25 protein-coding genes are annotated in these 23,529 nt (G+C 55.5%); 20 read left to right on the top strand and 5 right to left on the bottom strand.

Going from position 1 to position 23,529, the window contains the following annotated elements:
* Nucleotides 1-9 precede the first annotated feature (9 nt).
* From J3482_RS03410 to mctP, 4 genes are all read left to right on the top strand, one after another.
* Nucleotides 10-1,263: an adenosylhomocysteinase gene (locus tag J3482_RS03410; protein ID WP_146821539.1), complete on the top strand. Its 1,254-nt coding sequence runs from the start codon at nucleotides 10-12 to the stop codon at nucleotides 1,261-1,263.
* 31 nt (nucleotides 1,264-1,294) lie between these two features.
* Nucleotides 1,295-2,032 carry a gamma-glutamyl-gamma-aminobutyrate hydrolase family protein gene (locus J3482_RS03405; RefSeq protein WP_146821538.1) on the top strand — a complete coding sequence of 246 codons (738 nt, stop codon included), beginning with the start codon at nucleotides 1,295-1,297 and terminating at the stop codon, nucleotides 2,030-2,032.
* Nucleotides 2,033-2,343: 311 nt separating this feature from the next.
* On the top strand, nucleotides 2,344-2,550 hold the full coding sequence (locus J3482_RS03400; protein WP_146821537.1) for a DUF3311 domain-containing protein: 207 nt from the start codon (nucleotides 2,344-2,346) through the stop codon (nucleotides 2,548-2,550).
* Nucleotides 2,551-2,578: 28 nt separating this feature from the next.
* A complete protein-coding gene (gene mctP, locus J3482_RS03395; RefSeq protein ID WP_146821536.1) occupies nucleotides 2,579-4,084 on the top strand; it encodes a monocarboxylate uptake permease MctP in 1,506 nt (501 codons plus the stop codon).
* 75 nt (nucleotides 4,085-4,159) lie between these two features.
* On the opposite strand, the gene J3482_RS03390 is transcribed toward mctP, so the two are convergent.
* The gene (locus J3482_RS03390) at nucleotides 4,160-4,498 is read right to left on the bottom strand and encodes a sensor histidine kinase (RefSeq protein WP_146821535.1); all 339 of its coding nucleotides are present in this window, start codon (nucleotides 4,496-4,498) and stop codon (nucleotides 4,160-4,162) included.
* A gap of 39 nt (nucleotides 4,499-4,537) precedes the next feature.
* Here J3482_RS03390 and J3482_RS03385 point away from each other — a divergent pair, with 39 nt between their 5' ends.
* The gene (locus J3482_RS03385; protein WP_146821534.1) at nucleotides 4,538-4,792 is read left to right on the top strand and encodes a DUF1659 domain-containing protein; all 255 of its coding nucleotides are present in this window, start codon (nucleotides 4,538-4,540) and stop codon (nucleotides 4,790-4,792) included.
* Nucleotides 4,793-4,829: 37 nt separating this feature from the next.
* Nucleotides 4,830-5,048: a DUF2922 domain-containing protein gene (locus J3482_RS03380; RefSeq protein ID WP_146821533.1), complete on the top strand. Its 219-nt coding sequence runs from the start codon at nucleotides 4,830-4,832 to the stop codon at nucleotides 5,046-5,048.
* A gap of 85 nt (nucleotides 5,049-5,133) precedes the next feature.
* Here J3482_RS03380 and J3482_RS03375 read toward each other — a convergent pair whose 3' ends face one another.
* Nucleotides 5,134-5,400, bottom strand: a complete 267-nt coding sequence (locus tag J3482_RS03375; protein WP_146821532.1) for a DUF1450 domain-containing protein — start codon at nucleotides 5,398-5,400, stop codon at nucleotides 5,134-5,136.
* Nucleotides 5,401-5,403: 3 nt separating this feature from the next.
* Nucleotides 5,404-6,027, bottom strand: coding sequence for a DedA family protein (locus J3482_RS03370; RefSeq protein WP_146821531.1), 624 nt, complete (start codon nucleotides 6,025-6,027; stop codon nucleotides 5,404-5,406).
* A gap of 121 nt (nucleotides 6,028-6,148) precedes the next feature.
* Between J3482_RS03370 and thiL the strand changes: the two genes are divergently transcribed.
* The 5 genes from thiL (at nucleotide 6,149) to tsaD (ending at nucleotide 9,970) form a co-directional block, all read left to right on the top strand.
* On the top strand, nucleotides 6,149-7,135 hold the full coding sequence (gene thiL / locus J3482_RS03365) for a thiamine-phosphate kinase (RefSeq protein ID WP_206922064.1): 987 nt from the start codon (nucleotides 6,149-6,151) through the stop codon (nucleotides 7,133-7,135).
* Nucleotides 7,136-7,198: 63 nt separating this feature from the next.
* Nucleotides 7,199-7,723, top strand: a complete 525-nt coding sequence (gene tsaE, locus J3482_RS03360; protein ID WP_206922063.1) for a tRNA (adenosine(37)-N6)-threonylcarbamoyltransferase complex ATPase subunit type 1 TsaE — start codon at nucleotides 7,199-7,201, stop codon at nucleotides 7,721-7,723.
* Nucleotides 7,714-8,463: a tRNA (adenosine(37)-N6)-threonylcarbamoyltransferase complex dimerization subunit type 1 TsaB gene (tsaB, locus tag J3482_RS03355; RefSeq protein ID WP_206922062.1), complete on the top strand. Its 750-nt coding sequence runs from the start codon at nucleotides 7,714-7,716 to the stop codon at nucleotides 8,461-8,463. Before tsaE ends, tsaB begins: the two co-directional genes overlap by 10 nt.
* A 29-nt stretch (nucleotides 8,464-8,492) precedes the next feature.
* Entirely contained in the window at nucleotides 8,493-8,954 is a 462-nt protein-coding gene (rimI, locus tag J3482_RS03350) for a ribosomal protein S18-alanine N-acetyltransferase (protein ID WP_206922084.1), read from the top strand.
* Nucleotides 8,951-9,970, top strand: coding sequence for a tRNA (adenosine(37)-N6)-threonylcarbamoyltransferase complex transferase subunit TsaD (tsaD, locus tag J3482_RS03345; RefSeq protein WP_206916025.1), 1,020 nt, complete (start codon nucleotides 8,951-8,953; stop codon nucleotides 9,968-9,970). The genes rimI and tsaD overlap by 4 nt, the downstream gene beginning before the upstream one ends.
* Nucleotides 9,971-10,176: 206 nt before the next feature.
* Here the strand turns inward: tsaD and J3482_RS03340 are convergent, their stop codons facing one another.
* A complete protein-coding gene (locus J3482_RS03340; protein WP_206922061.1) occupies nucleotides 10,177-12,255 on the bottom strand; it encodes an ABC-F family ATP-binding cassette domain-containing protein in 2,079 nt (692 codons plus the stop codon).
* A gap of 73 nt (nucleotides 12,256-12,328) precedes the next feature.
* Here J3482_RS03340 and J3482_RS03335 point away from each other — a divergent pair, with 73 nt between their 5' ends.
* From J3482_RS03335 to groL, 7 genes are all read left to right on the top strand, one after another.
* Nucleotides 12,329-13,240, top strand: a complete 912-nt coding sequence (locus tag J3482_RS03335) for a phosphatase PAP2 family protein (protein ID WP_146821525.1) — start codon at nucleotides 12,329-12,331, stop codon at nucleotides 13,238-13,240.
* Between the two features lie 30 nt (nucleotides 13,241-13,270).
* Complete coding sequence (locus J3482_RS03330; RefSeq protein WP_206922060.1) at nucleotides 13,271-13,894, top strand: 5-formyltetrahydrofolate cyclo-ligase; 624 nt, start codon at nucleotides 13,271-13,273, stop codon at nucleotides 13,892-13,894.
* Complete coding sequence (mobA, locus tag J3482_RS03325) at nucleotides 13,867-14,517, top strand: molybdenum cofactor guanylyltransferase (protein WP_206916031.1); 651 nt, start codon at nucleotides 13,867-13,869, stop codon at nucleotides 14,515-14,517. Before J3482_RS03330 ends, mobA begins: the two co-directional genes overlap by 28 nt.
* Nucleotides 14,504-15,499, top strand: coding sequence for a molybdopterin-binding protein (locus J3482_RS03320; protein WP_146821522.1), 996 nt, complete (start codon nucleotides 14,504-14,506; stop codon nucleotides 15,497-15,499). The genes mobA and J3482_RS03320 overlap by 14 nt, the downstream gene beginning before the upstream one ends.
* The gene (locus J3482_RS03315; RefSeq protein ID WP_206922059.1) at nucleotides 15,492-16,055 is read left to right on the top strand and encodes a molybdopterin-guanine dinucleotide biosynthesis protein B; all 564 of its coding nucleotides are present in this window, start codon (nucleotides 15,492-15,494) and stop codon (nucleotides 16,053-16,055) included. Before J3482_RS03320 ends, J3482_RS03315 begins: the two co-directional genes overlap by 8 nt.
* A gap of 118 nt (nucleotides 16,056-16,173) precedes the next feature.
* Nucleotides 16,174-16,458 carry a co-chaperone GroES gene (gene groES / locus J3482_RS03310; RefSeq protein ID WP_146821520.1) on the top strand — a complete coding sequence of 95 codons (285 nt, stop codon included), beginning with the start codon at nucleotides 16,174-16,176 and terminating at the stop codon, nucleotides 16,456-16,458.
* Nucleotides 16,459-16,493: 35 nt separating this feature from the next.
* Nucleotides 16,494-18,119 (top strand): chaperonin GroEL, encoded by a 1,626-nt coding sequence (gene groL / locus J3482_RS03305; RefSeq protein WP_206916036.1) that lies wholly within the window; start codon nucleotides 16,494-16,496, stop codon nucleotides 18,117-18,119.
* 562 nt (nucleotides 18,120-18,681) lie between these two features.
* On the opposite strand, the gene J3482_RS03300 is transcribed toward groL, so the two are convergent.
* The gene (locus tag J3482_RS03300) at nucleotides 18,682-19,866 is read right to left on the bottom strand and encodes an RsiV family protein (RefSeq protein WP_206922058.1); all 1,185 of its coding nucleotides are present in this window, start codon (nucleotides 19,864-19,866) and stop codon (nucleotides 18,682-18,684) included.
* A 248-nt stretch (nucleotides 19,867-20,114) separates the two neighbouring features.
* On the opposite strand from J3482_RS03300, the gene J3482_RS03295 reads away from it, so the two are divergent.
* Nucleotides 20,115-20,657, top strand: coding sequence for a DUF4912 domain-containing protein (locus tag J3482_RS03295; RefSeq protein WP_206922057.1), 543 nt, complete (start codon nucleotides 20,115-20,117; stop codon nucleotides 20,655-20,657).
* Nucleotides 20,654-23,521 carry a 1,4-alpha-glucan branching protein domain-containing protein gene (locus J3482_RS03290; protein ID WP_206922056.1) on the top strand — a complete coding sequence of 956 codons (2,868 nt, stop codon included), beginning with the start codon at nucleotides 20,654-20,656 and terminating at the stop codon, nucleotides 23,519-23,521. The genes J3482_RS03295 and J3482_RS03290 overlap by 4 nt, the downstream gene beginning before the upstream one ends.
* Nucleotides 23,522-23,529 lie beyond the last annotated feature (8 nt).

Raw genomic sequence — 23,529 nt, 5'->3', positions numbered from 1 at the left:
GTTTATGAAATGAATCAGGCACGGGAAAAATCGCAAATTCGGAACTTTGCACTCGCTGAGCAAGGCGAGTTGAAAATTGACTGGGTGCGGGAGCACATGCCACTGTTGCGCCAATTGGAGGAGCAGTTTCGCCAAACGCAGCCGTTTGCCGGCAAGCGCATCTCCATGTGTCTGCACCTTGAAGCGAAAACTGCGTATTTGGCACTGGTTGTTCAGGCTGGCGGTGCGGATGTGGCGATTGCTGCGAGCAATCCGCTCAGTACACAAGACGACGTAGTTGCGGGTCTGGTGAAGCGGGGGGTCACCACGTTCGGCTGGTATGGGGCGACGCAGGAAGAATATCAGGCGCATTTGCGCGAGGTACTGAATCACGACCCGATAGCGCTGATTGACGACGGGGCTGATCTCGCCACCATCCTTCACCGGGAACGCCCGGAGCAGGCTGCGCGCATTGTCGGCGGCTGTGAGGAGACGACGACGGGAATTATTCGCCTGCGCGCGATGAGTGACGAGGGTATTCTGAAATATCCGATGATTGCGGTCAACGATGCTGATTGTAAGCATCTCTTCGACAACCGCTATGGGACAGGCCAGTCGGTCTGGGATGGCGTGATGCGTACGACCAACCTGGTCATCGCTGGCAAGACGGTCGTCGTCGTCGGGTATGGCTGGTGCGGCAAAGGTGTGGCCATGCGCGCAAAGGGGTTAGGGGCTAAGGTGATTGTGACGGAGGTGGATCCTATTCGTGCCGTCGAAGCCGCCATGGATGGGTTTTCTGTGATGCCGATTGTCGAGGCTGCAGCGCATGGCGACTTTTTTATCACCGTCACAGGCAATCAGTATGTCATCCATAAAGCCGCCATGGAGCGGATGAAGGATGGAGCGATTCTCGGCAACGCCGGCCACTTCGACGTGGAGGTCAGCAAGCCGGACCTCGAATCGCTCGCCGTCACTGTGCGCAGGGTGCGCCCCAATATCGACGAGTACAAGCTGGCCGATGGTCGCCGCATCTATCTTATCGCGGAGGGACGACTCGTCAACTTGGCGGCGGGGGATGGCCATCCAGCAGAGGTGATGGATATGACGTTTGCACTACAGGCACTCGGGTTGCGCGAAGTCGTCCAGCACAGTTATGCGCCCGGATTGCATAAGATCCCGCGGGAACTCGATTTGGAAGTCGCCAGGATGCGTCTGCAGAGCTGGGGTGTGACGATTGACCAGCTGACAGACCAACAGGTGGCGTATTTGCATAGTTGGCAGTAAACGGCCTTGTGGGGTTCGAGGGGGCATTTAAATGACAAAACCGTTGATCGGCCTTACCGGTATGCGCCAGACACGCCAAAGTAATTTGCCAGGTCTGCCGCTGCAAGGCGTCTTTTTGTCGGATGACTACGCGCTAGGCATTGAACGAGTGGACGGTATCCCCGTGGTCATTCCGTATCTCACGGATGAGGTGGCGCTGGGCGAATTGGCAAAGCGTCTGGACGGCCTGGTGTTGAGTGGGGGCGAGGATGTTGACCCCGCCCTTTACGGCCAGGACCCTCAATATGGCTTGGGCGACGTCATCGCGCAGCGCGACGCGCTGGAAATTGCGCTCGTTCAAATGATGCGCGCACAGCGTAAGCCGATTCTCGGCATTTGCCGTGGCATGCAGGTCATCAACGTCGCACTGGGTGGCACATTATATCAGGATTTGCCTCGGCAGTGGAAGGGCAAGATTCAGCATTCACAGAAGGCTCCGCGCAACCATTTGAGCCATCGCGTCAAGATTGATGCCGCGAGCCGTTTGGCCGCGTGCTTCGGCGGAGAGACGTCTATCCGCGTCAATTCCTTCCACCATCAGGCGGTCAAGGACGTCGCAAAGTCGCTGCGCGCTGTCGCATGGGATCCCGACGGCCTTGTGGAAGGCGTAGAGTCGACGGGGGCCGATGCATTCACGCTCGCGGTTCAATGGCACCCAGAAAACCTCTGGCGCGACGACGAGAAGGTTCTCGGCCTATTCCGTGCGCTCGTCGAGGCTGCCGTGCGGTAGGCGGTTGTAGCGGCGGTGGGCACCGTGGGGGCTGCGGCCACCCGGTGGCCCGTCAGGTGTTTACCGCGCTGATGGTGCTGCTGATCATCCAACGGGTGTACCCGATGCTGATGCGTCGAGTGAAATGGGGTTTGGTGCGTGACCGTCGTCGGACAGTTGGGCGCCGAACCTTCCAGATTTGACGTCCATCATGGGTTGAGCCACTCGTTTGACGAAATTTGCGTTTGCACTATAATCGAAACCGGAAGCGGATAGATGAAAGCGCTTCCTATCTGCTGTTGTCCACTTGCTTGCAGGAGGGGGGTGTCGTCGTGAATCAGGTCGGTGAGAAGAGGAGAAGCCGCTGGTGGTATCTGCTTTTGTTGTTGCCGCTCGTTGGCACGCTGATTCCTCCAATTTATTCATCAGAGACGCCTGAACTCTGGGGGATTCCTTTTTTCTATTGGTACCAAATGTTGTGGGTCATCATTAGTTCGGTGATTACCCTGATTGTGTATGCCCTCACGAAAAATGAATAGCTACATATAGGGGAAGGGGGGGACTGTCATGCAGTGGACTGCACTTTCCGTCTTTATTGTGTTTTTTGTTTTAGTCACTGTCGTTGGCTTTCTTGCCGCCCGTTGGCGCAGGGGTAGCCTCGATTCCATTGAGGAGTGGGGACTTGCGGGTCGGCGGTTTGGGACGCTTGTCACGTGGTTTTTGGTGGGCGGAGACTTCTACACCGCCTATACGTTTATTGCGGTGCCAGCCTTGATGTATGGAGCGGGCGCACTGGCTTTTTACGCTGTTCCGTATACAATTGTGGTCTATCCTATCTTCTTTCTTATCCTGCCAAGGCTGTGGTCTGTTTGTAAGAAACACGGCTATGTCACAGCCGCCGACTACGTGGAAGGCCGCTTTGGCGACAGGTGGTTGGCCTTGGCCGTTGCCGTCACAGGCATTGTTGCGGTCATGCCCTACATCGCGTTGCAGTTGGTTGGCATGCAAGCCGTGATCAGCGCCATGGGGTTACAAGGCGAGTGGCCGCTCATCGTGGCGTTTGTCGTGTTGGCGCTGTATACGTTGACCAGTGGGTTGCGTGCGCCTGCGCTCATCGCGATTGTGAAGGATTTGATGATATATATCACGGTCATTGTGGCAGTGGTGGTCATTCCCATTAAGCTGGGCGGTTTCCATCGCATGTTTACAGTGGCGCAAGCCGCACTGGCGACGCACAATCCGCCAGGCGCGTTAATTCTCCCGAATCAGAGTGCTACGCTGTACGCGACGTTGGCATTGGGATCCGCCCTTGCAGCGTATGTCTACCCGCATACGCTAACGGGTATTTTCAGCGCGGATAGCCGGAGAACCATCAAGAAAAACATGGCGCTGTTGCCTGCGTATACATTTGGCCTCGGCCTCATCACATTGCTCGGATTGATGGCGCTAGCTGTAGGCATTCATACGAGCAACACCAACCAGGCCGTTCCACTTCTGTTCCTCAAGGAGTTTCCAGGGTGGTTTGCAGGTTTTGCGTTCGCCGCGATTGCCATTGGCGCACTGGTCCCAGCCGCTATCATGTCAATCGCTGCATCGAATCTGTTTACGCGCAATATCTACCGGGCCTTTTTTCACAAACAGTCCTCGGAAAAACACGAGGCGAATGTGGCAAAAGGGGTATCCTTGCTCGTCAAGGTTGGCGCGTTGGTGTTCATTCTTGGATTTCCACAGCAGTATGCCATCTCACTGCAGCAAGTGGGGGGCATTCTCATCCTTCAAACGGTGCCCGCGCTCGTGTTTACGCTGTATACGGGATGGTTTCATCGGCGAGCACTGCTCATTGGCTGGCTGGTTGGAATCTTGTACGGCATTTATATGTGGGGATCGACTGGTTATAAATCGACCACCTACGCCATTCATTGGTTTGGTACCTCGGTATCCGCGTACGCCGGAATTTGGGCGCTGATTCTAAACATCGTCGTCACGGTTGTATTGACGCTGGTATTCCGGGCGGCAAAAGTTTATAACGGGGCAGATCAGACCATCGCATCGGACTACGGTCCAAATGCGTGAAGACGAGGAAGTTGGGCGTCCGCTCAGTGGGGCGGGCGCCATCTTACTTTGTGCGGGACATCGCCGCAACGCTTCTCACGCAGGCGCAGGGAAGCGCATCATTACGCTTGCGCCGCCTGTATCGAGGTTTTGAGCAGTGATGACGCCGCCGCAACGTTCGACAATGGCTCTTGAGATGGCCAGTCCCAGGCCGGTTTCGCCATCTTTCCCTCTAACGAAACGATGAAACACATGTGGTAGCAATGTCTCTGGAATACCGTCTCCATCATCCATGACGGAGATTTCAATATCGTTGCGGATTAAGCTGACCTTGATTTGAATTTGGTTTTTGGCATATTTGACGGAATTCCCGACGACATTGATGAGCGCCTGTAACAATTTGTCCCTGTCCCCGTTTGGCAGTGAAAAGTGCATTTCCTCTCATGCGCACAGCGCAGAGAGGAGGCGACACAAATGGCACAGACAACGCCAGTCAGCCGCATTTTGCAAATTCAGACGCAGAACGGTACCACGGCCAGTGGTCAACCGAAGATGCGCAACACGAACTATGCGAATGTCGCAATGAACGCGTCAGATGACGACTTGCTCGCCGTCGGACAGGCACTCGCAGCGCTCATTGGTGAGCCGCTCGTGCAGATTGCGCGGGTCGACCAAGTGGTTATCACGCAGGATGCATCGACGAACACCGCACCGACGACAGGCGCGTAAGCGCGTATGAAGACGGCAAGGGGGGAGGTGAAGCAACGTGGCGACAAAGTTTTCGCTGTACTTGTCATTTATGACGGACCAGAATAAGAAGGTTCGCGTGAACATCCCCAATCCGAAACAACCCGTCGATGCGAGCGCCGTGAACAACGCGGTGCAAACCATCGTCAACAAGAATGTGTTCAGTTTTCCCCAAGGTGCCATTACGCAGGCATTGCCTGCGCAGGAGACGCAGACGGACACAACGACTATCGCGTAAAGTAATGTAATGTGACGAATCGGGTACCCCCCCACCAATGGGGGTACCCGATTTGCATGTGCGATGGCGATGTATTGTGGCGAATCTACGGTTTGTGTTGGTCGCGAAATCGGTTCAGGAGTAGTGTCGTCAATTCTTCGCCGGAGGGGGCAGTGAGAGATTCGCGCTGGTTCACGAGGACGAACGGCTGGCGGACGCATTGTGCGCAGTCTTCCACACAGGCGTAGCGTTCAAATTCCACCACTGGCGGATTTGCGGTAGCGGCCTCTTGGCTTTGCAGCCAGTGTTTGACTTCTTCAATCGTCTTTCGGACACCTAGTTTTTCGTTGTGAACACACCATTCTACGCGCACGGCTCATTGCCCACTCCTCGTTTTCGATTGAAGTCGCTTTATGATAAAGACTAGCAGAGCCAGCAGAACAATGACAATCGTGACCCATGTCAAGGTCGACTGGACGTGCTTCAGCAAAGTCTGCACATTTTCGCCGAACCAGAAGCCGAGGCCTATCCAGGCACCGCACCAGATGATTGATCCGACAATGGTATATGCTGTAAAGGTGCTGTAGGGCATGTCGACGAAGGCGGCGGCGTAGGTGCTGAGGGACCGGATGCCGGGCAGAAAACGGCCTGGTATTAGGACAAGTGCGCTAAAGCGACGCATCAGGGTGGACGTATGGTCGAGGCGCTCGGGGCTCAAGATGTGAATACGATAGAGTGGATTGAGCACGAGGCTCCCAAACTTGCGCACAAGCCAGAAGATGATGGAGACGCCAGTGAAGTAGCCAAGTGAACCGATGCACCACACGGCGATGCCGTTCATCTCCTGTTCGGAGACGGCGTAACCGTAAAATGCGAGAAATGCGTCACCTGGGAAAGGCATGCCCAGTCCCTCTAAGACCATGGCAATATAGACGCCTGGGTAACCGAGCGACACAATGCCCGATGTAATGCTGTGAATCCACGCCATTAGGTATTCCATATTTGCACCCCGCAATGTCAACTCAAATTCATATGTATGGACAAGAGGCGTCGAACATGCCTTTTGACACTGTTATGATGAAATAGAAAGCAGGTTCAGGAAGACAGGAGGAACTGCTCAGGTGGACGAGTTTGGGCTGATTGCAGCGCTTGCCCGGCGACTGCCAAAACCAGGCGCGGATGTGCTCTTGGGCATCGGGGACGACGCGGCTGTCGTGCGAACAGGCGGTGCGCCTTTTGTGGTGACGACCGATACGATGGTCGAGGGCGTTCATTTTTTGGCGACGACCTTGACGGATTACAACCTTGGATATAAGTCGCTTGCGGTCTCGGTGAGCGATATCGCAGCCATGGGCGGACAGCCGAAGTATGCCGTCGTATCCATCGCGATTCCCAGTGGCTGGGCGCCTGAGCGACTGGAGCGGGTATATGACGGATTCCGCGAAGTGACGGAGCGTTTTGGCTGCCATGTTATTGGCGGCGACGTCGTTTCGACGAGTGGGCCGCTCGTCGTGACGACCACCGTCATCGGGGAGGCAGCGAATCCGATTCCCAGATCTGGCGCGAGACCGGGGGATATTCTGTTCGTCACGGGGCGGCTCGGCGGATCGAGTGCGGGCTTGCAAGTGATGCAGGAAGCGACGCCGGTGTCTGCCATTTCGAAGGCGTGCCTGATTGAACGCCATCAGCGCCCAGAGCCTCGGGTTGCCATCGGAAGCCTGTGTGCGACAGCGGGCGTGCATGCGCTCAACGACGTGAGCGACGGCTTGGCGAGCGAACTGAATGAGATTGCCACGGCGAGTGGTGTGCGGTGCGTGATTGACGCGGACAAGCTGCCAGTGCTGCCGGAGGTCGTTGAGTTGGCGCGTGCTGTGGAGCGGGATCCACTGTCGTACGCCTTGTACGGCGGCGAAGATTACGAGTTGGTGGGCGCGGCGCCGAATCGGGCGTTTGCGGCGCTTTTGGCGGGGGCGAGCGCGCTGAACGTGCCCGTTACCCGGATTGGTCGCGTCGATGAAGGGGATGGCGTGGTCATGCGGCGGTCGGATGGTCAGATGGAAGTGCTTGATTCGAAGGGATACAATCACTTTAAACGCGATGATGCGTGATTTGGACGCGTGCTCGACGGGGACGCAAACTGCGTTTGGGCGAGCGCGCAAAGGGAGACAACAATGGCAAACGAATGGTTGATGACAACGACGAGCCCAGATGAGACAAGGCGCTTCGGCGTGTGTCTTGGCGGGGTATTGCAGGCTGGCGACGTGGTGTTGCTCGGAGGCCCTTTGGGCGCCGGGAAGACGCATTTCGCGCAGGGGATTGCGCAGGGACTTGGCGTCGCTGAACCTGTGACCAGTCCGACGTTTACGCTCGTCGCGGAGTATGAAGGGCGGCTGCCCTTGATTCATATGGATTTATATCGGTTATACGACGAACCGACTGCTGAGGCGGTCACTTTGCATCCGGCTATGTTAGCGCAAATCGGATTTGACGATTATCTGGATGGGTCTAGTGTGGTGTTAATTGAGTGGGCGCGCGGTGTGGAAGCGGATTTAGACGACTATTTGTCGGTTCACATTGCGCACGGCTCCCAAGCGGCGGATGACGATACCCGCGCGACGACACGGGAACTTCGCGTTCGCGCCGAAGGTGCGTCGGCACGACAACGTTTGCAGGAGTGGATGGACGCATGGGCGTGATTGTGATGGATACGGCCACGGACGCGATGGCGGTCGCCGCGGGTCATTTGGACGGGACGCTGCTGTCGGCCGTCACCCAACGTGTACCGCGTGGGCATTCGCGCTTGTTGCAGCCGTCGATTTCGTTTGTGATGCAGTCGGCCGGTTTTCACCCCTGGGAAGTTGAGCGAATCGGTGTGGGGGTTGGGCCGGGATCGTATACTGGCGTGCGGATGGCGGTGGCCACCGGCAAGGCGATGGCGCATGTGCTGCAGGTGCCACTTATAGCGGTACCGACGCTCGACGCGATTGCGTTGGCGGCAGGTTTGGGGGTGCCGGCCCCGGCGGATGGGGCGGAAGTCTCGGTATTGGTTCTGTTGTTCGCGCGGCGCCATCGGGCGTTTGGTGCCTGGTTTACGGTTGTGGGCGGCCGTTTGGCGTCGAGATCGGAGGCGCAGGTTCAATCGATTGCCGACTGGCTCGCGCAGGTTCCTGCGCATACGTCTGTCGTGCCGGCTGTCCTCGTCCACGACTTTCCGCCGGACGAGTTGGCGCTCGTAAATCTTTCGGTGGACTTGTTGCCCTTGTCGTGGGGAGATGTTTCCACGCGGTTTGCAGACGCGTTATTCCGGCTCGCGTTGCGTGACGAATATCCTGTTTTTGCGGGGGAGCGCATCCACACCGTTTTACCCGATTACGCATTGCCTGTAGAAGCAGAAGTAAAGCTGGAATTGCGGCAAAAAGGAGGCGAGCGACCGTGAGTACAGTAGAAGATGTGGTCATTCGTCGGATGTTGCTGCAAGACTTGGACCAAGTCTTGCAAGTCGAGCGCCGTGCGTTTACGGCGCCGTGGTCGCGAGCCGCATTTCTTGGTGAATTGGTAGAGAATAAACTCGCGCGCTATGTGGTCGCAGAATTGGATGGCCGTGTGGTGGGCTATGGCGGCTTGTGGTTGATTCTCGATGAGGGGCATGTGACGAATATCGCGGTAGATCCGGATTATCGCGGCCGCAAACTAGGCGACAAGTTGCTGCGCACACTGATGTCCTTGTGTGCTGCCAACGGTGGGCGCAAGATGACCTTGGAGGTGCGCGTCTCGAATACGGTGGCGCAGAACCTGTATAAAAAGTACGGTTTTGAGCGCGTCGGGCTGCGTAAAGGTTATTACACCGACAACAAGGAGGATGCCATCATCATGTGGGTGGATTTATCTCCGATGGACAGAGTGACAGCCGGAGGAGAACGAATTTGATCATTTTAGGCATTGAGACAAGTTGCGACGAGACGTCGGCGGCACTGGTCCGCGATGGCCGGGAACTCATTAGCGAGGTGACTGCGACGCAGATGCAGATTCACGCTGCTTTTGGCGGTGTGGTCCCGGAAGTCGCCTCCCGTCACCACGTCGAGGACATCACGCGCGTCGTCGATGAGACGTTTCGGGAAGCGGGCTCTACATGGCAGGACGTCGACGCTATCGCAGTGACTTGCGGGCCAGGGCTGTTAGGCTCACTCCTTGTCGGCGTCTCTGCCGCCAAGGGATACGCGCTGGCGACTGGCAAGCCACTGATTGGTGTTCACCACATCGCCGGTCACGTTGCGGCGGCTACGCTCAATTCGCAGATTCGCCCGCCGTTTTTGTGTCTTGTCGTGTCTGGTGGGCACACGGAATTGCTGACGGTGGACGAGCAGTTTTGCTTTACCAAGCTCGGCGGGACGCGCGACGATGCCGCCGGTGAGGCCTACGACAAAGTCGCCAGGCTGATTGGCCTCGCCTACCCGGGTGGACCGAAGGTGGACGAGCTCGCCCACGACGGAAACCAAGAGGCGTATGCGTTCCCGCGTGGCCTGCTGGATGAAGAGGGCTACGACTTTAGCTTCAGCGGATTAAAGTCGGCTGTCAACAATGCGCTCACAAAGCAGCGGAACCGACGCGAGGAGATAGATGCAAAGGACGTGTGTGCGAGCTTTCAGGCGGCAGTGATTGACGTGCTGGAGGAGAAGACAAGGCGGGCGCTCGCCCACACGGGCTACCAGCGACTTGTCGTCGCGGGCGGTGTGGCGGCAAACCGTGGTCTCCGATCCCGCTTTACCGCACTCGCTTCGGCGACTGGGGTGGAGGTCGTCTTCCCGCCGCTTCGTTGGTGCACGGACAACGCTGCCATGATTGCGAGCGCCGGGTATTATCGCTTTCAGCAGGGCAAAGAGAATGATCTCTCGCTCAACGCGTATGCACAACTATCCCTTGACACCTGGCAATCGTGGGCGTAAGGGCTCATCTCGACGGCGAGATGGAAATGCGGCTCGGGCGAGGAAATCCACAGCTTTGTGTATAAGTTGCATTTACACAGCTGTGGATGTTGTGGAAAAACGTCGAAAAACCTCGAAATGCCGCCGAACTTGTCTGTGGATAAGTCTGTGTATAGTGTGGATATGTCCACCTTGACTGAGGATGACGCGCTGACGATGGGGCGGCTTTATCCGCCGTCCGTCGCCAGCGCCTGTTCCAACGCCTCTAATTCCAGGGCAGCCTGTTCCCAGCGGACAAGCGCCTCTTCGTGCTGTTCTTCCAACGCTTTTCGCTTGGCCTCTAACTCGTAAATCTGATCCAGATCTTGATTTTGCGCGGCCTCCGAGAGGGCCGTGGCCACTTGTTCCATCTCCACCTCACAGGTTGTGGATATCTGCTCCCAGCGCGCCACAGCTTCTTGCGCTTTGCGCACATCGGAGGAGCGAATCCGGCGGCGCGGTGCGCTTACAGGGCTGTGCTCCCCCGTTGTGTGCGCGAATGATTTGTCACCATCCGGGCGCCTGGGCACCTTGTCGGATGCTTTGTCTTGTGTGGTATTGCTGCGCGTGTCTTTCGTGTTGCGGCTCTGTTGCGCAGCCTTTCCAGTCGCTGTGGCAGAGGTGGTTTGCTCAATGTCCTGTAGCCGGTCATTCTCCGCTAATTTCGCCCGGTAGTCGGTATAGTTGCCGATGTAGAGCGTCAGACCGTCCTTTGAAAGGACGCCTACGTGTGTAGCGATGGCGTCGATAAAGTAGCGGTCGTGCGAGATAAAGAGCAAGGTTCCGTCGTAGTCGATGAGTGCGCTCTCGAGCGCTTCCTTGCTAGGAATGTCCAAGTGGTTGGTTGGTTCGTCCATGAATAGCGTGTTAGCGCGCTGTAGCATGAGCCGGCAGAGATTGAGTCGGCTGCGCTCACCGCCACTCAATCCCGACACAGGCTTTTCCACGTCGCTGCCGCGAAAGAGGAACTGCGCGAGTGCACCGCGCACGGTTGTCCGATCCATGTTGGGGTGCTCGTCCCAAACTTGACTGAGGACGGTTTTCGATGGATTTAAGTCCGTCTGTTCTTGGTCGTAATAGCCGAATTGCACGTGTTGCCCTACTTCGATGGAACCGTGCAGCGGTTTTAATTGGTGCAAAAGTGTCTTCATGAGCGTACTTTTACCAACGCCGTTGGGGCCGAGGATAGCCAGCCGCATACCGCGTTCGAGGCGAAACGACACATTTCGCGCCAAAACGGTCTCTCCGTAGCCAATTGCCAGGTCGTTGACTTGCAGGACGTCGCGCCCAGACGGACGATTGGCGCTGAACGCCAGATGTACTTTGGCAGGGTCGGTATCAGGTTGCTCAATTCGATTCATTCGCTCCAACATCTTGCGCCGGCTTTGCGCGCGTTTGGTGGTCGACGCGCGTGCGAGGTTCTTGGCGATAAACGTCTCCAATTTCGCAATTTCTTCTTGTTGATGGACGAACTGCTTTGCTTGTTGCAACCGCGCCTCCATCTTTTGCTCCAGATATGCTTCGTAGTTGCCGGTATAGCTCGTCGTCGTGCCTTGGGTCAGTTCGACGGTGTGGGTGGTGACTTGATCGAGAAAATAGCGGTCGTGCGACACCACAAGGACGCTGCCGGAGTACCCTTTTAAATACTGTTCGAGCCATGTGAGCGTCTCCGTATCGAGGTAGTTGGTCGGCTCGTCGAGGACGAGTAAATCCGGGCCAGTCGCCAATAGTCGAGCCAGTGACAATCGTGTTTTCTGACCGCCGCTTAGCGATGATACGGGCATGTCGTGCATTTCCTTCGGGAATTGGAGGCCGGCCAACACCCGTCGAATGTCGGTTTGCCACGCATAGCCGCCTTCGTCTTCAAAGCGCCTCGACAGCGTGTCGTAGGCGGTGCTGACTTGGGCGAAGCGGGCTTCGTCTTCATAGATGGCTTTATCCGCCATCTGCCGCTCTAACTTGCGGAGTTCCTGTTCCATTTGCTCGAGGTGCGCACGCGCCTCTGCGACAAAGGCGTATACGCTTTTATCTTCCGATGTATCGACATATTGTGCCACATAACCGACGGTTGTGCCTTCGCGCCAGGTCACTTGGCCCGCGTCTGGTTGTTCCTGTCCGGTGACGATTCGGACGAGTGTCGATTTGCCGGCACCATTACCTCCGACAAGCCCTACTTTGTCGCCGGTGCGGATACTTAGTGACGCGTCGAGGAGGACATCGACGGTGTCATAACTCTTTTTCACATGACTTACTTGTAAAACAATCATATCGATTCCCCTTTATCTCATACACTCTAGCGACTGGGATTCTAGACAGGCCTACGTTAGGAGGACAGCGCTGATGGCGACGCATACGTTTTTGCTGCCCGCTGGCTTTGGTTGGCAGTATCACTTTATTCTATGGATTCAATCGTTCCACACGCCGATTTTGGACAAAGTCGCAACGGTGTTGTCCTACCTTGGAACGGAGTCGTTCTATCTCATCATCTTACCTATCGTGTTCCTTGCCTTCAGCCGGCAGTTTGGCTTGCGACTGACGTATGTCTTTTTGACAAGCATGTTTTTTAACGCTTGGCTCAAATCGGTCATTCAGATTGCCCGTCCCATCGGAGTCCCTGGCGTCCGGAGCCTGTATTTGAGCACCGCGACCGGTTTATCGACACCGAGCGGGCACGCGCAGGGGACGATAACCTTGTGGGCGGCCCTCGTTCGCTACCTTCCGACAAGAGTCTTGCGCTACGCGCTGTTGACCCTCGTCCTGCTGATTGGTATATCGAGGGTATACCTAGGCTTGCATTGGCCAATGGACGTTGTGTTCGGCTGGCTACTTGGCCTTATCATCGGTTACGCCGGCTGGCAAATTGGACGCTGGTGGAGCTACCGTGGCATTCCGTGGCACTTTGCGTTGGCATTTGCCATTCTGTTTCCCGCAGTCTTGTTCTATTTTAACCATGATCCGCGCGGGGCTGAATACGCGGCCTATCTATTTGCTATCGGCACCGGCACCGTGATTGAACGCCGTTTCATCCACAGTGCGATTGAAGCAGTCTGGTGGAAGCGAATTTGTGCAGGCGTCATCGGCGTAGGCGGCATGGTTGCGATACAATGGGGATTACAAAGTGCGGAATCTGTTTTGCCATGGCTCCTGTTGCGCGACTTGCTCATCGGCTGGTGGGTAACTGTCGGCGCCCCGTGGATCTTTTTGAAACTCAATGTCTATCAACCAGATACAGAAGCGTATGCCGGCTCCTGAGCTGGCTAACTTCTGGTGGAAGCAGGGAATTTGTTGACTGTTGAAACGGAAAAGGAACATTTGCGACAGTTGTTAAAACGCGATAGGATGAGTTTAACAGAAAATGAAAGACATCGGGCACAGCAGGCGATTTGTGCCAGCGTTCTCGATTTTTGCGCGGGGTATGCCCGTTCACGGCAATCGTGCGACGACCAGCCACTGACGATAGGTTTGTATGCCGCTGTGCGAGGTGAAGTTGATGTGTCGGCATGCTTCGCAGGCCTCTCTGCGCTGGGGTGGCGCATCGTCTATCCGCGCGTCCGGGCGCTTGGCGTCATGGAGATGTTTGCCGTCGACCAAGCACATCATCTCGTGCCGGGTGCGTATGGCATTTTGGAACCACCGGCTGACGCTTTGCCGGTGCAAAAGGAACAGCTAGATATTCTGTTAGTGCCGGGCCTCGGTTTTACGCAGGACGGTTGGCGGCTTGGGTACGGTGGGGGTTATTATGATCGCTATCTGGCTGGTGCGTTGGCCGTTTGCACAATCGGCATCGGATTTCAGCGGCAGGTACGAGCGGCGCTGCCGGTTGCTACACACGATAGACGTCTGAATTACCTGATTACAGAAGAGGGTGTGGTCAACTGTTGGGACCCGACATCTGTGTCGTCGTAGCGGGTGGTCAAAGCCGCCGGATGCAACCTTTGGGGGACAAGCTGTTGTTGCCACGCGCACCGCTGTCGCCGCCGATTTTGGCGCACGTCGTGACGGTGGCCGCGTCACTGTGCGACTTCGTGATTGTCGCGCATGCGCCAGGGCCAGTTAGAGATGTGGTGTCACGGCATTTGCCAGTATCTTGCGCGAATAAAATTGACTGGCAATTGGATGCAGTGCCGTGGTCGGGGCCGCTCACAGCACTGGCCCATGTGTTTACATCAGTGCGCGTTCAAACGGCGAACACAGTTGGAGTTCTTGCGGGAGACTTGCCGGGCATCACTACCGACGTCCTACAGCAGTGCCATGCGGCGCTTGCGGCTTCAGAAGCTGCCGATGGCGCCGCGCTGCTGCGCGACGGGCGGATGCAACCTCTGATTGCATGCTATCGCCACCGGGCGGTTGCGGCGGTTGTGGATGCGGTTGCGGCTGGTCAGGTACGGTTGATGGGCGTATTGGATAGATTGCATGTCATTCCGGTTGCACTGGCAGACGGGACGCCGGAGTGGCGTATCCGACCTGTGCACACCCCGGAAGATTATGAAGCTTGGTTGGCATGGAGGGCTGCGTTTGAAACGTCGTGAGGTTCAAGTCGAAGACGCTGTCGGATTACAGTTGGCACACGATATGACGCGAATCGTCCCTGGTGTTTTCAAAGGGCGGCAATTTCGCCGCGGTCACGTCATTCGCGAAGAAGACATTCCCACATTGTTGGATATGGGAAAGCGTCACATTTACGTGCTTGAGCTCGAGGAGGGCGAATTGCACGAAGAGGATGCGGCGCAGATGATGGCGAACGCCCTGGCTGGCGATGGCCTCGTACAGTCTGAGGTCGAGGAAGGCAAGGTCGTGTTGCGAGCCAAACACGATGGGATGTTGTGGGTGGATGCGCGACGCGTGGCCGCAATGAATAGCATTGAGCACATTTCGATTTCGACACGCCGCCCCTATACGCATGTGCGCGAGGGGCAAGCGGTCGCGAGCGTCCGGCCCATTCCGCTTGTCATTGGCGCTGATAAAATTCGGGCCGTCGAGTTAATTGCTGAGGAGACACATGGCGGACGCAGCATTATCGACGTATTGCCTTACCATGTGCAGCGGGTACACATCGTGACCACGGGCAGTGAGATTCAAAGCGGCCGCGTGGAAGACAAATCTGGGCCTGTATTGCGTCAAAAACTGGCGGAATTTGGGGTTCAGGTGGTTGCCCAGGTGTTTGTCGGAGACGATGCAGAGGCCATTGCCGCGGCGATTGTAGCTGCCTGTGAACAAGGGGCGACGCTCGTCTGTGTGACCGGGGGAATGTCGGTTGACCCGGATGATCGGACACCGGGGGCGATTCGCACGGTCGCCACGGAAGTGGTGACGCACGGAACGCCGATTATTCCCGGTGCCATGCTAATGCTCGCTTATCGCGAGAAAACGGCTATTTTTGGTCTGCCAGGCGCGGTGATTCACGACGATAGAACCTCGTTTGATGTGTTGTTGCCGCGTGTTTTGGCTGGCACGCGCGTGCGCAAGCGCGATATTGCGCTGCTTGGCGTGGGTGGTTGGCTGAATGACTGATGTGCGGCTGATATCCGTCGTAGGCTACCAAGATGCGGGGAAGACGCAGGTCGTCGAAGCGCTGGTGGCTGGGTTGCGCCGTGGGGGTGCGGGGGTCGGCGTGATCAAACACGATGGCCACGCCGATAGTCCCGACCACCCGACGGATTGGGAGAAGCGCGGGTCGGATACGGATAGAGTGGCGCGGGCTGGCGCCCGGTGGACGATGATTGCCAGTCGGCGCGGCTGGATGCTGCACGATTGGGCGAGTGCAGACACCAATGTCTTCGACTGGATTCGCACGATGCTCGGCGCCATCGCCTCGACGGGCGCACAGTTGGACTGGCTGGTGGTCGAAGGGGCCAAGCGCAGCCCATTGCCAAAGGTCTTGGTCGCGCGCGATTTGAATCAGTTGCGCCCGTTGCTGGATAGCGTTGGCGCGGGAGCCATTGCGGTTTGTTGGACAGGCGACATTGTCCGCGACGAGCGCGTTCAACTCTCGCAATTTCATCTATCCGACATCGGTGATTTAATTCGACATTTGACGACACAACCACTTATATGGCGCGAATCATAAAAGTTTGTAAAACGTGTTGCACTCTGTTTCGGAACGATTTATTATAGACCATGGTGTTAGCACTCACTGACCGAGAGTGCTAACAAAGAGGATGAACTATTAAAGGGAGGTTGTTCACATGCTGAAGCCGCTCGCTGATCGCGTTGTGGTGCGTCCAGTAGAACGTGAAGAAAAAACCGCTAGTGGCATTTTCCTTCCGGATAATGCAAAGGAAAAGCCGCAAGAAGGCGAAGTCCTTGCAGTTGGCCCAGGTAAAGTAGAAGACGGTAAGCGCTTCGAACTCGACGTAAAAGTCGGAGACCGCGTGATCTTCTCCAAGTATGCTGGCACGGAAATTAAAGTGGACAACGAAGAAGTTTTGATTTTGCGTGAAAGCGACATCTTGGCAATCGTCGAGAAATAAGTCGACTACATAATACGGTCAGGGAGGTTTGAAACATGGCAAAGGAAATCCGCTTTGGTGAAGAAGCCCGCCGCGCAATGCTGCGAGGTGTGGATGCACTGGCTGATGCCGTTAAAGTAACCCTTGGTCCAAAGGGCCGTAACGTCGTGTTGGAAAAGAAATTTGGTTCTCCGCTCATCACGAATGACGGTGTGACCATCGCGAAGGAAATCGAACTGGAAGACGCTTATGAAAACATGGGCGCTCAACTGGTGAAAGAAGTTGCAACGAAGACCAACGACGTCGCTGGTGATGGTACCACGACCGCGACGGTTCTTGCGCAAGCGATGATTCGCGAAGGTTTGAAGAACGTTGCTGCTGGTGCGAATCCGATGGTTCTTCGCCGCGGTATTGACAAGGCTGTAGCAGCAGTTGTTTCGGAGATTGCGAATATCTCCAAGCCGGTTCAAGGCCGTGAGAACATCGCGCAGGTCGCTGCTATCTCCGCAGGTGCTGAAGAAATCGGTGCGTTGATTGCTGAAGCAATGGAGAAAGTCGGGAACGACGGCGTCATTACGGTTGAAGAATCCAAGGGCTTCACGACGGAGCTCGAAGTCGTTGAAGGTATGCAATTTGACCGTGGTTACATCTCGCCGTACATGGTGACGGACACCGACAAGATGGAAGCTGTGCTCGATGAGCCATACATCCTCATCACCGATAAGAAAGTTGGCAACATCCAAGAAATTCTGCCGGTGCTGGAACGCGTTGTTCAATCCGGCCGCCCGCTGCTCTTGATTGCGGAAGATGTTGAAGGCGAAGCGTTGGCTACTTTGGTTGTCAACAAGATTCGCGGTACGTTCAACGCTGTGGCTGTGAAGGCACCTGGCTTTGGTGACCGTCGGAAGGCAATGCTGCAAGATATCGCTGTATTGACTGGTGGCCAAGTCATTAGTGAAGAACTCGGCCTCGAGCTGAAGAACACGGCGATTGAGCAACTGGGTCGCGCTCGTCAGGTTCGCGTCAGCAAGGAAAACACCATCATTGTCGATGGTAGTGGTGACCGCGCTGAAATTAGCGCTCGCATCAACCAAATCAAGAACCAAATCGAAGAGACCACCTCTGACTTTGACCGTGAGAAATTGCAAGAGCGCTTGGCGAAATTGTCTGGTGGCGTCGCGGTGATCAAGGTTGGTGCTGCAACGGAGACCGAGTTGAAAGAACGCAAGTTGCGTATTGAGGACGCGCTCAACTCGACGCGTGCAGCTGTCGAAGAGGGTATCGTCCCTGGTGGTGGTACGGCGCTCGTCAACGTCATCAAGTCGCTTGAAAACCTCACGGCTGAAGGCGACGAGCTGACGGGTATCAACCTCGTTCGCAAGGCGCTTGAAGCACCTGTCCGTCAAATTGCGGAGAACGCAGGTATTGAGGGCTCCATCATCGTTGAACGCCTGAAGAACGAGAAAGTTGGCCTCGGTTACAACGCTGCAACCGGCGAATGGGTAGACATGCTGCAAGCAGGTATCGTTGACCCAGCGAAGGTTACGCGCTCTGCTGTACAAAACGCTGCCAGCGTAGCAGCTTCCTTCCTCACGACGGAAGCAGCAGTCGCTGACAAACCGGAAAAAGAAAAGGCATCTTCATCCATGCCTGATATGGGCGGCATGGGCGGCATGATGTAATGAGGTTCTAAAAACCCGTTCTATCAAGGGTTTGAATCGTCGGTGAGAAGTGATTGCCGACATCTTCCTCACATCTAACGAAAGACTAGAAGCTTCTCATGAGTTCAGCGAACTTGTGGGAGGCTTCTTTCTTTTTTGGTTTTGTAAAACGTGCATCAGTAGGGTTGAATCCTCGTCTCACCTCGATGCGGACATGGCCCACTTGAACGGTGCGTGTATCTTCCAAGACGGCTCGTCCATTCCTACCGACAGCCACTGGATTTCTTCGGAAGGGTGTGTCTGACTCTGCGTGCGAAGTTTGCGGAACAAGTACCAGAAGCGGTGAAGGGTGATATTTCGAGCGGTGCCCCACGACACCCAATCTTTTTACGGATCCGATTCCTAAGGAGATTATCTCGTCCCAAGGCCCTGCTACTAGGTGTGATCCGTTTGACGCATACTGCGACGTTTACAGATGAGGGACTTGCAACTTTGCCGGGCTTCATGAACCGTCGTATATGGATTCGTATGTACGGTGGTGTGAGAGGTCGGGGGACTAGACGCCCCCTCCCACTTGATTGGTTTATGAGAAGGTACTTGGAAAGTTTGGCGTTGTCGTGAGTTTCGTGCCATTCCAGTGAAACCGGGTGGTGAATGATTCGAGTTCGCCATTTGCCCCAGTGGTCGAATATTCGCCGACCATGCTTCCACTTCCGTCCGGGTACAAATTGATAGGCAGTGCGTGATCTTTGAGGGTATCCGTGCCAAGGTACTTGTCTCCGAGAAAGAAAAATAGTTTTCCCGCTCCTGAGCCTTTCGTGCCGCTAAACGCGTATAGTGGAATGTCTTGCACCGTGTTGCTCTGTGCAAACCAGGGTACGGCATCTGTGGGGGACACTCGGTAGGGTTGATAGCCTAGTGATTTGATGCTGTTCATGTCTTCTGTCTGGACGCGGATGTCCTGTTGCGTATCTGTGCGCTGCAGGGCTTGCCATAAATCACTTTGTGCATTGATGACTGACTTTAACGAGTCATATGGTATGTCGAATGTCGGGAATCCGGCGGCAAAGGCAGCCCACTCGTAGGGAATGAAGAAGATGCGCACACCCGTTTGTGTAATCGCAAACCCGTCCTTTTCAGTGACGCCAGAGAAGTTGCTATCGAGTATAGATTTCGTGTCCTCTTGTCGAATCTGCTGGCTGAGTACGTCTAAGTAATCCGACCCCGCCCGAAACAAATCCCCCATGTGATAGATAGCACCGGTCTCCATGTTCATTAAAATCATCTGCTGGATAGGTTCACCGTGTGCGGCACCTTGCGGATAATCATAGGCTGTTTCGTCAATCTCCAAGAGTGGTCCTGCTTGGAACACGACCTGGTAGTTTGCTGTGTAGCTGTCCTCTGGGCCGATGGTATGGAGGTGGGCTGGATTTATCTGTAGCCGCGCATTGAGTTTTGATTCGACAGTTTGGCTTGAGAGTCCGGACAGTTGTGGATACGTAATGTTGTCGTGTTTTGATGTTACCGTCTTCGCTGTAATTTGAACGCGACAAGCAGTGGATATCTTCACCGCCGCGCTTGCATCCCTGTGCTTCGTGTTGGTCGAATTTGCAGCCGGCAAAGCGGCTGTTGGTTTGGTTGCGTTGTTGGGGTTGGACACAAACGCCTTCGATTCGTTGCTCGCTGTCGCGGTGTGTTGTGTAGCGGGTGCACATCCCGCGAGTGCGCAACTAAGCAGGAAAACAAATAGCATGGTCAATTTGTTCAATGGAAAATCTCCTAACGCGTCGCTCATCTGACTATACGATTGACTATACGATGCCCGCCTCGGGACATCAAAGGTCTACATAGATGAGACGGTGCTGCGCTGCACAACGTTTCAAGTGAGCGCGTTGCGCCGAAAGGCATCCATGCTTCTTTCCCTACATATGTATGGACTAGGCTCTGGATGATGGCGGATGGCATCCGCTAGACCGGCGCCAAATCCTGAAGTGAACGAAAAATGGAGTGGATGGCTTGGGGAAGGACAACCTGTATGACGACATCTGGACGCGGAAAGCTGGTCGTAGTCGGATGGTCGCGATGGTCAAAGATCCGTTTACCGCTTTCGTCTATTGGGAGGTCGATGAACATGTTCAGTGGTTGTTTGGCGCGCATTTTCACTGCAACTGGCGATCATTACCGCTGTTTTTGTGCGTCTACGACGTGACGGATTGTTGGTTCGACGGCTATAATGCCCCGCTCATATCGCAACATTCAGTCACGCATGACGATGATAACTGGTACTTGCATTCACTGTCACCTGGCCGAAATTATATCCTCCATCTTTCTACGACAACCCTTGAAAATAGACTGTTTTGTATTCTGTCGTCCGCTGTGATTCAGCTTCCACCCGCGAAAGCGGGTGACGTGTTGCCGAGTGTTCAATTTTCCTCTGTTGCAGCAAACCCATCGTTTCATCGCGACCGAAGATCTCAGTCGCCTGCGGAAGCTCTCTACCCTTACGAGGCGACGTTCGACGGCTATCACGTACATGTGTCGGAGGAGAGAAGCGAATGACACTCGGATATCTCAATTTAGTCCTGCACGCACATTTACCGTACGTCCGGCACCCTGAAGAGGAGAACAGAATAGAGGAGCGTTGGCTCTTTGAAGCGCTAACGGAGACGTATATCCCACTTTTGCAAGTCTTCCACACGCTGGCGGCGGAGGGGGTCGATTTCCGTGTAACCCTTTCGCTATCGCCACCACTTATTTCGATGCTTGCAGACGAGGCGCTGCAACAGCGCTATCGCCAGCACATGACGAAGCTGCTTCAGTTGTGTGATAAGGAGTGTGAGAGAACTGCAGAGAATCCAATCTTGCAGGGACTTGCGAAGGGGTATCGGGAACGCTTCGAGCAGGTGCTCGCCTTCTTTGATGCACACGCGGGCAATATCCTGCCGGCTTTTGCAGCGCTACAGAGGGCGGGACATGTGGAACTTGTCACGTCGGCTGCGACACACGCATTTCTGCCTTATGTGCTAACAGAAGAAGCGATTCGTGCGCAAATTGCGACGGCTGTAGACGTCTTTGTCCAGCACCTCGGAACGCGCCCTAGGGGGATGTGGCTGCCAGAGTGTGCATATGATGCGCGAGTAGATAGGATTTTGCTAGACTGTGGTGTTCAGTATGTATTTATCGATACGCATGGATTGACAAGTGCCACACCTGCGCCCATCTTTGGCACTTATGCGCCCGTGGTGACGCCGACGGGGTTATCTGCATTTGCGCGCGACACGTCGTCTTCTCACCAGGTTTGGAGCTCGGAGTACGGTTATCCGGGTGACTACGATTACCGTGAATATTATCGCGATATTGGGTTTCAACTGTCCTCCGATGAGTTGGCGCCTTTGTTTCGCGAGGACGGAATTCGCCTGAACACAGGGATCAAATACGACCGCATCACGGGCCACACGGAGCACAAACAGCCCTATGATTTTGTCGCCGCGCGCGCCAAAGCCGCCATGCATGCCGAAGATTTTTTGCGCAATCGCACATCCCAAATTGCCCGTGCGAAAGAGAAGATTGGCCGCGCACCGGTAGTGACTGCGCCGTATGACATGGAGCTGTTTGGTCACTGGTGGTATGAGGGTCCTGTGTTTCTCGACATGTTATTTCGCAAAATGCACTTTGACCAAACCGATATTCAATCGATCACGCCATCGGAATATCTCGCCCTGTATAGCGATTTTCAAACGACGACGCTACATTTTTCGACGTGGGGGCGGGATGGCTACGGTGACGTCTGGTTGAACGGCACGAACGACTGGATTTATCCCGCCTTACACGAGTGCGAGTTGACACTTTCGCGACTTGCGAATGCCAACCCAAATCCCTCTTTGTCAGTGCGCCGCGCGCTCAATCAGGCGGTGCGGGAATGGATGCTGGCCGCCAGTAGTGATTTTGCGTTTATGATGGACAATAAAACGACAGTGGATTACGCCATTGAGCGGACGAAGCGACATGTCAACCGATGCCGTCGCCTGTGCGAGATGGTGGATAAAGCGGACATGGATGTTGCCTATTTAGAGCAGGTGGAACGCGATAGCCCGATTTTTCCGAATGTCGACTATCGTATCTTCTGTTCTCGCGGAAATCGCTTCGCTGTATCGGGCGATGAACGAACGGCGAAGCCAGCACGGCGCATTTTACTCCTATCTTGGGAGTTCCCTCCGATGACGGTGGGGGGGCTTGCGCGACACGTCTATGATCTAAGCCGACACTTGGTCCAACAAGGATATGAAGTGCACGTGGTGACGACCGAGGTGAATGGTTACCCTAATGATGAACTGGTCGTCGGGGTGCATGTGCACCGCGTTCACGTTTGGCAACCGGATGGCGGTGCCTTTATTCATTTTGCCTTTCAATTGAATCTAGCGATGCTGGCGAGGTGTCGCCAACTGATAGAGGAAGATGGGCTCCAGTTTGACGTGATTCACGCCCATGATTGGCTTGTGGCTGATGCAGCCCGGTTTTTAAAGGTGCATCACGGACTTCCACTCGTCGTGACCATTCACGCTACAGAGCATGGCCGCAACCAAGGCATCCAGACGGACACTCAGCGCCATATTGACCAAATTGAACGGGAGTTGACGAACGACGCCGACGAGGTGATTGTCTGCAGTCGCTATATGGCCCGGGAGGTTACTCGTTTGTTTGGGGTACAGGAGAATCGAGTTCATCTGATCCCCAACGGGGTAGATGCAACGCTTTTGCGGCATTCATCAGAGGATGGTGCCGATGCGCAGGGCATGGGCGGATGGGATGTGTTCTCAACGAAGTCGGAGCTTCGAGGGGGGCGCTCGTCAGATAGGCCGATGGTGCTATTTGTCGGACGGCTTGTCCGCGAGAAAGGTGTCCATGTCTTGTTGGAGGCGGCCACGACGATTGTGTCTCGCGCACCCCACGTGCGCTTTGTCATTGTCGGGCACGGGCCGATGCTGGAGGATTTGCGCGCGCAGGCACAGCGCTTGGGATTGGCCCATTGCGTGGAGTTTCTCGGGTTTGTCGGGGATGACACGCGTAACGCCTTACTGGAGCAGGCGAATGTGGCTGTGTTCCCGAGTTTGTATGAACCATTTGGGATTGTGGCGTTGGAGGCAATGGCGGCAGGGGTACCTGTAGTGGTTTCGGACGTGGGTGGCCTTTCAGACATTGTCTCGCACGAACACAACGGGTTGACCGCGTTCCCCGGCGATGCCGCATCTGTTGCGAATCAAGTGTGGCGGTTGCTGCGAGAGCCGCAGTTTGCGGCACAATTGGCTGACAACGCGAAACGGTCGCTGCATCGGTTTGACTGGCAAAACATTGCCCGACAAACGGCGGGTGTCTACCACCGCGTCTCTGTTCTGGCGAAGGCGGATACCGTGACGAGTCCCTGACTTGGGAC

Source organism: Alicyclobacillus suci (assembly GCF_017329615.1).
GTDB classification, from domain to species: domain Bacteria; phylum Bacillota; class Bacilli; order Alicyclobacillales; family Alicyclobacillaceae; genus Alicyclobacillus; species Alicyclobacillus suci.
The sequence above is the reverse complement of the archived record's forward strand: the minus strand, read 5'-3'. Positions and strand labels throughout refer to the sequence as shown.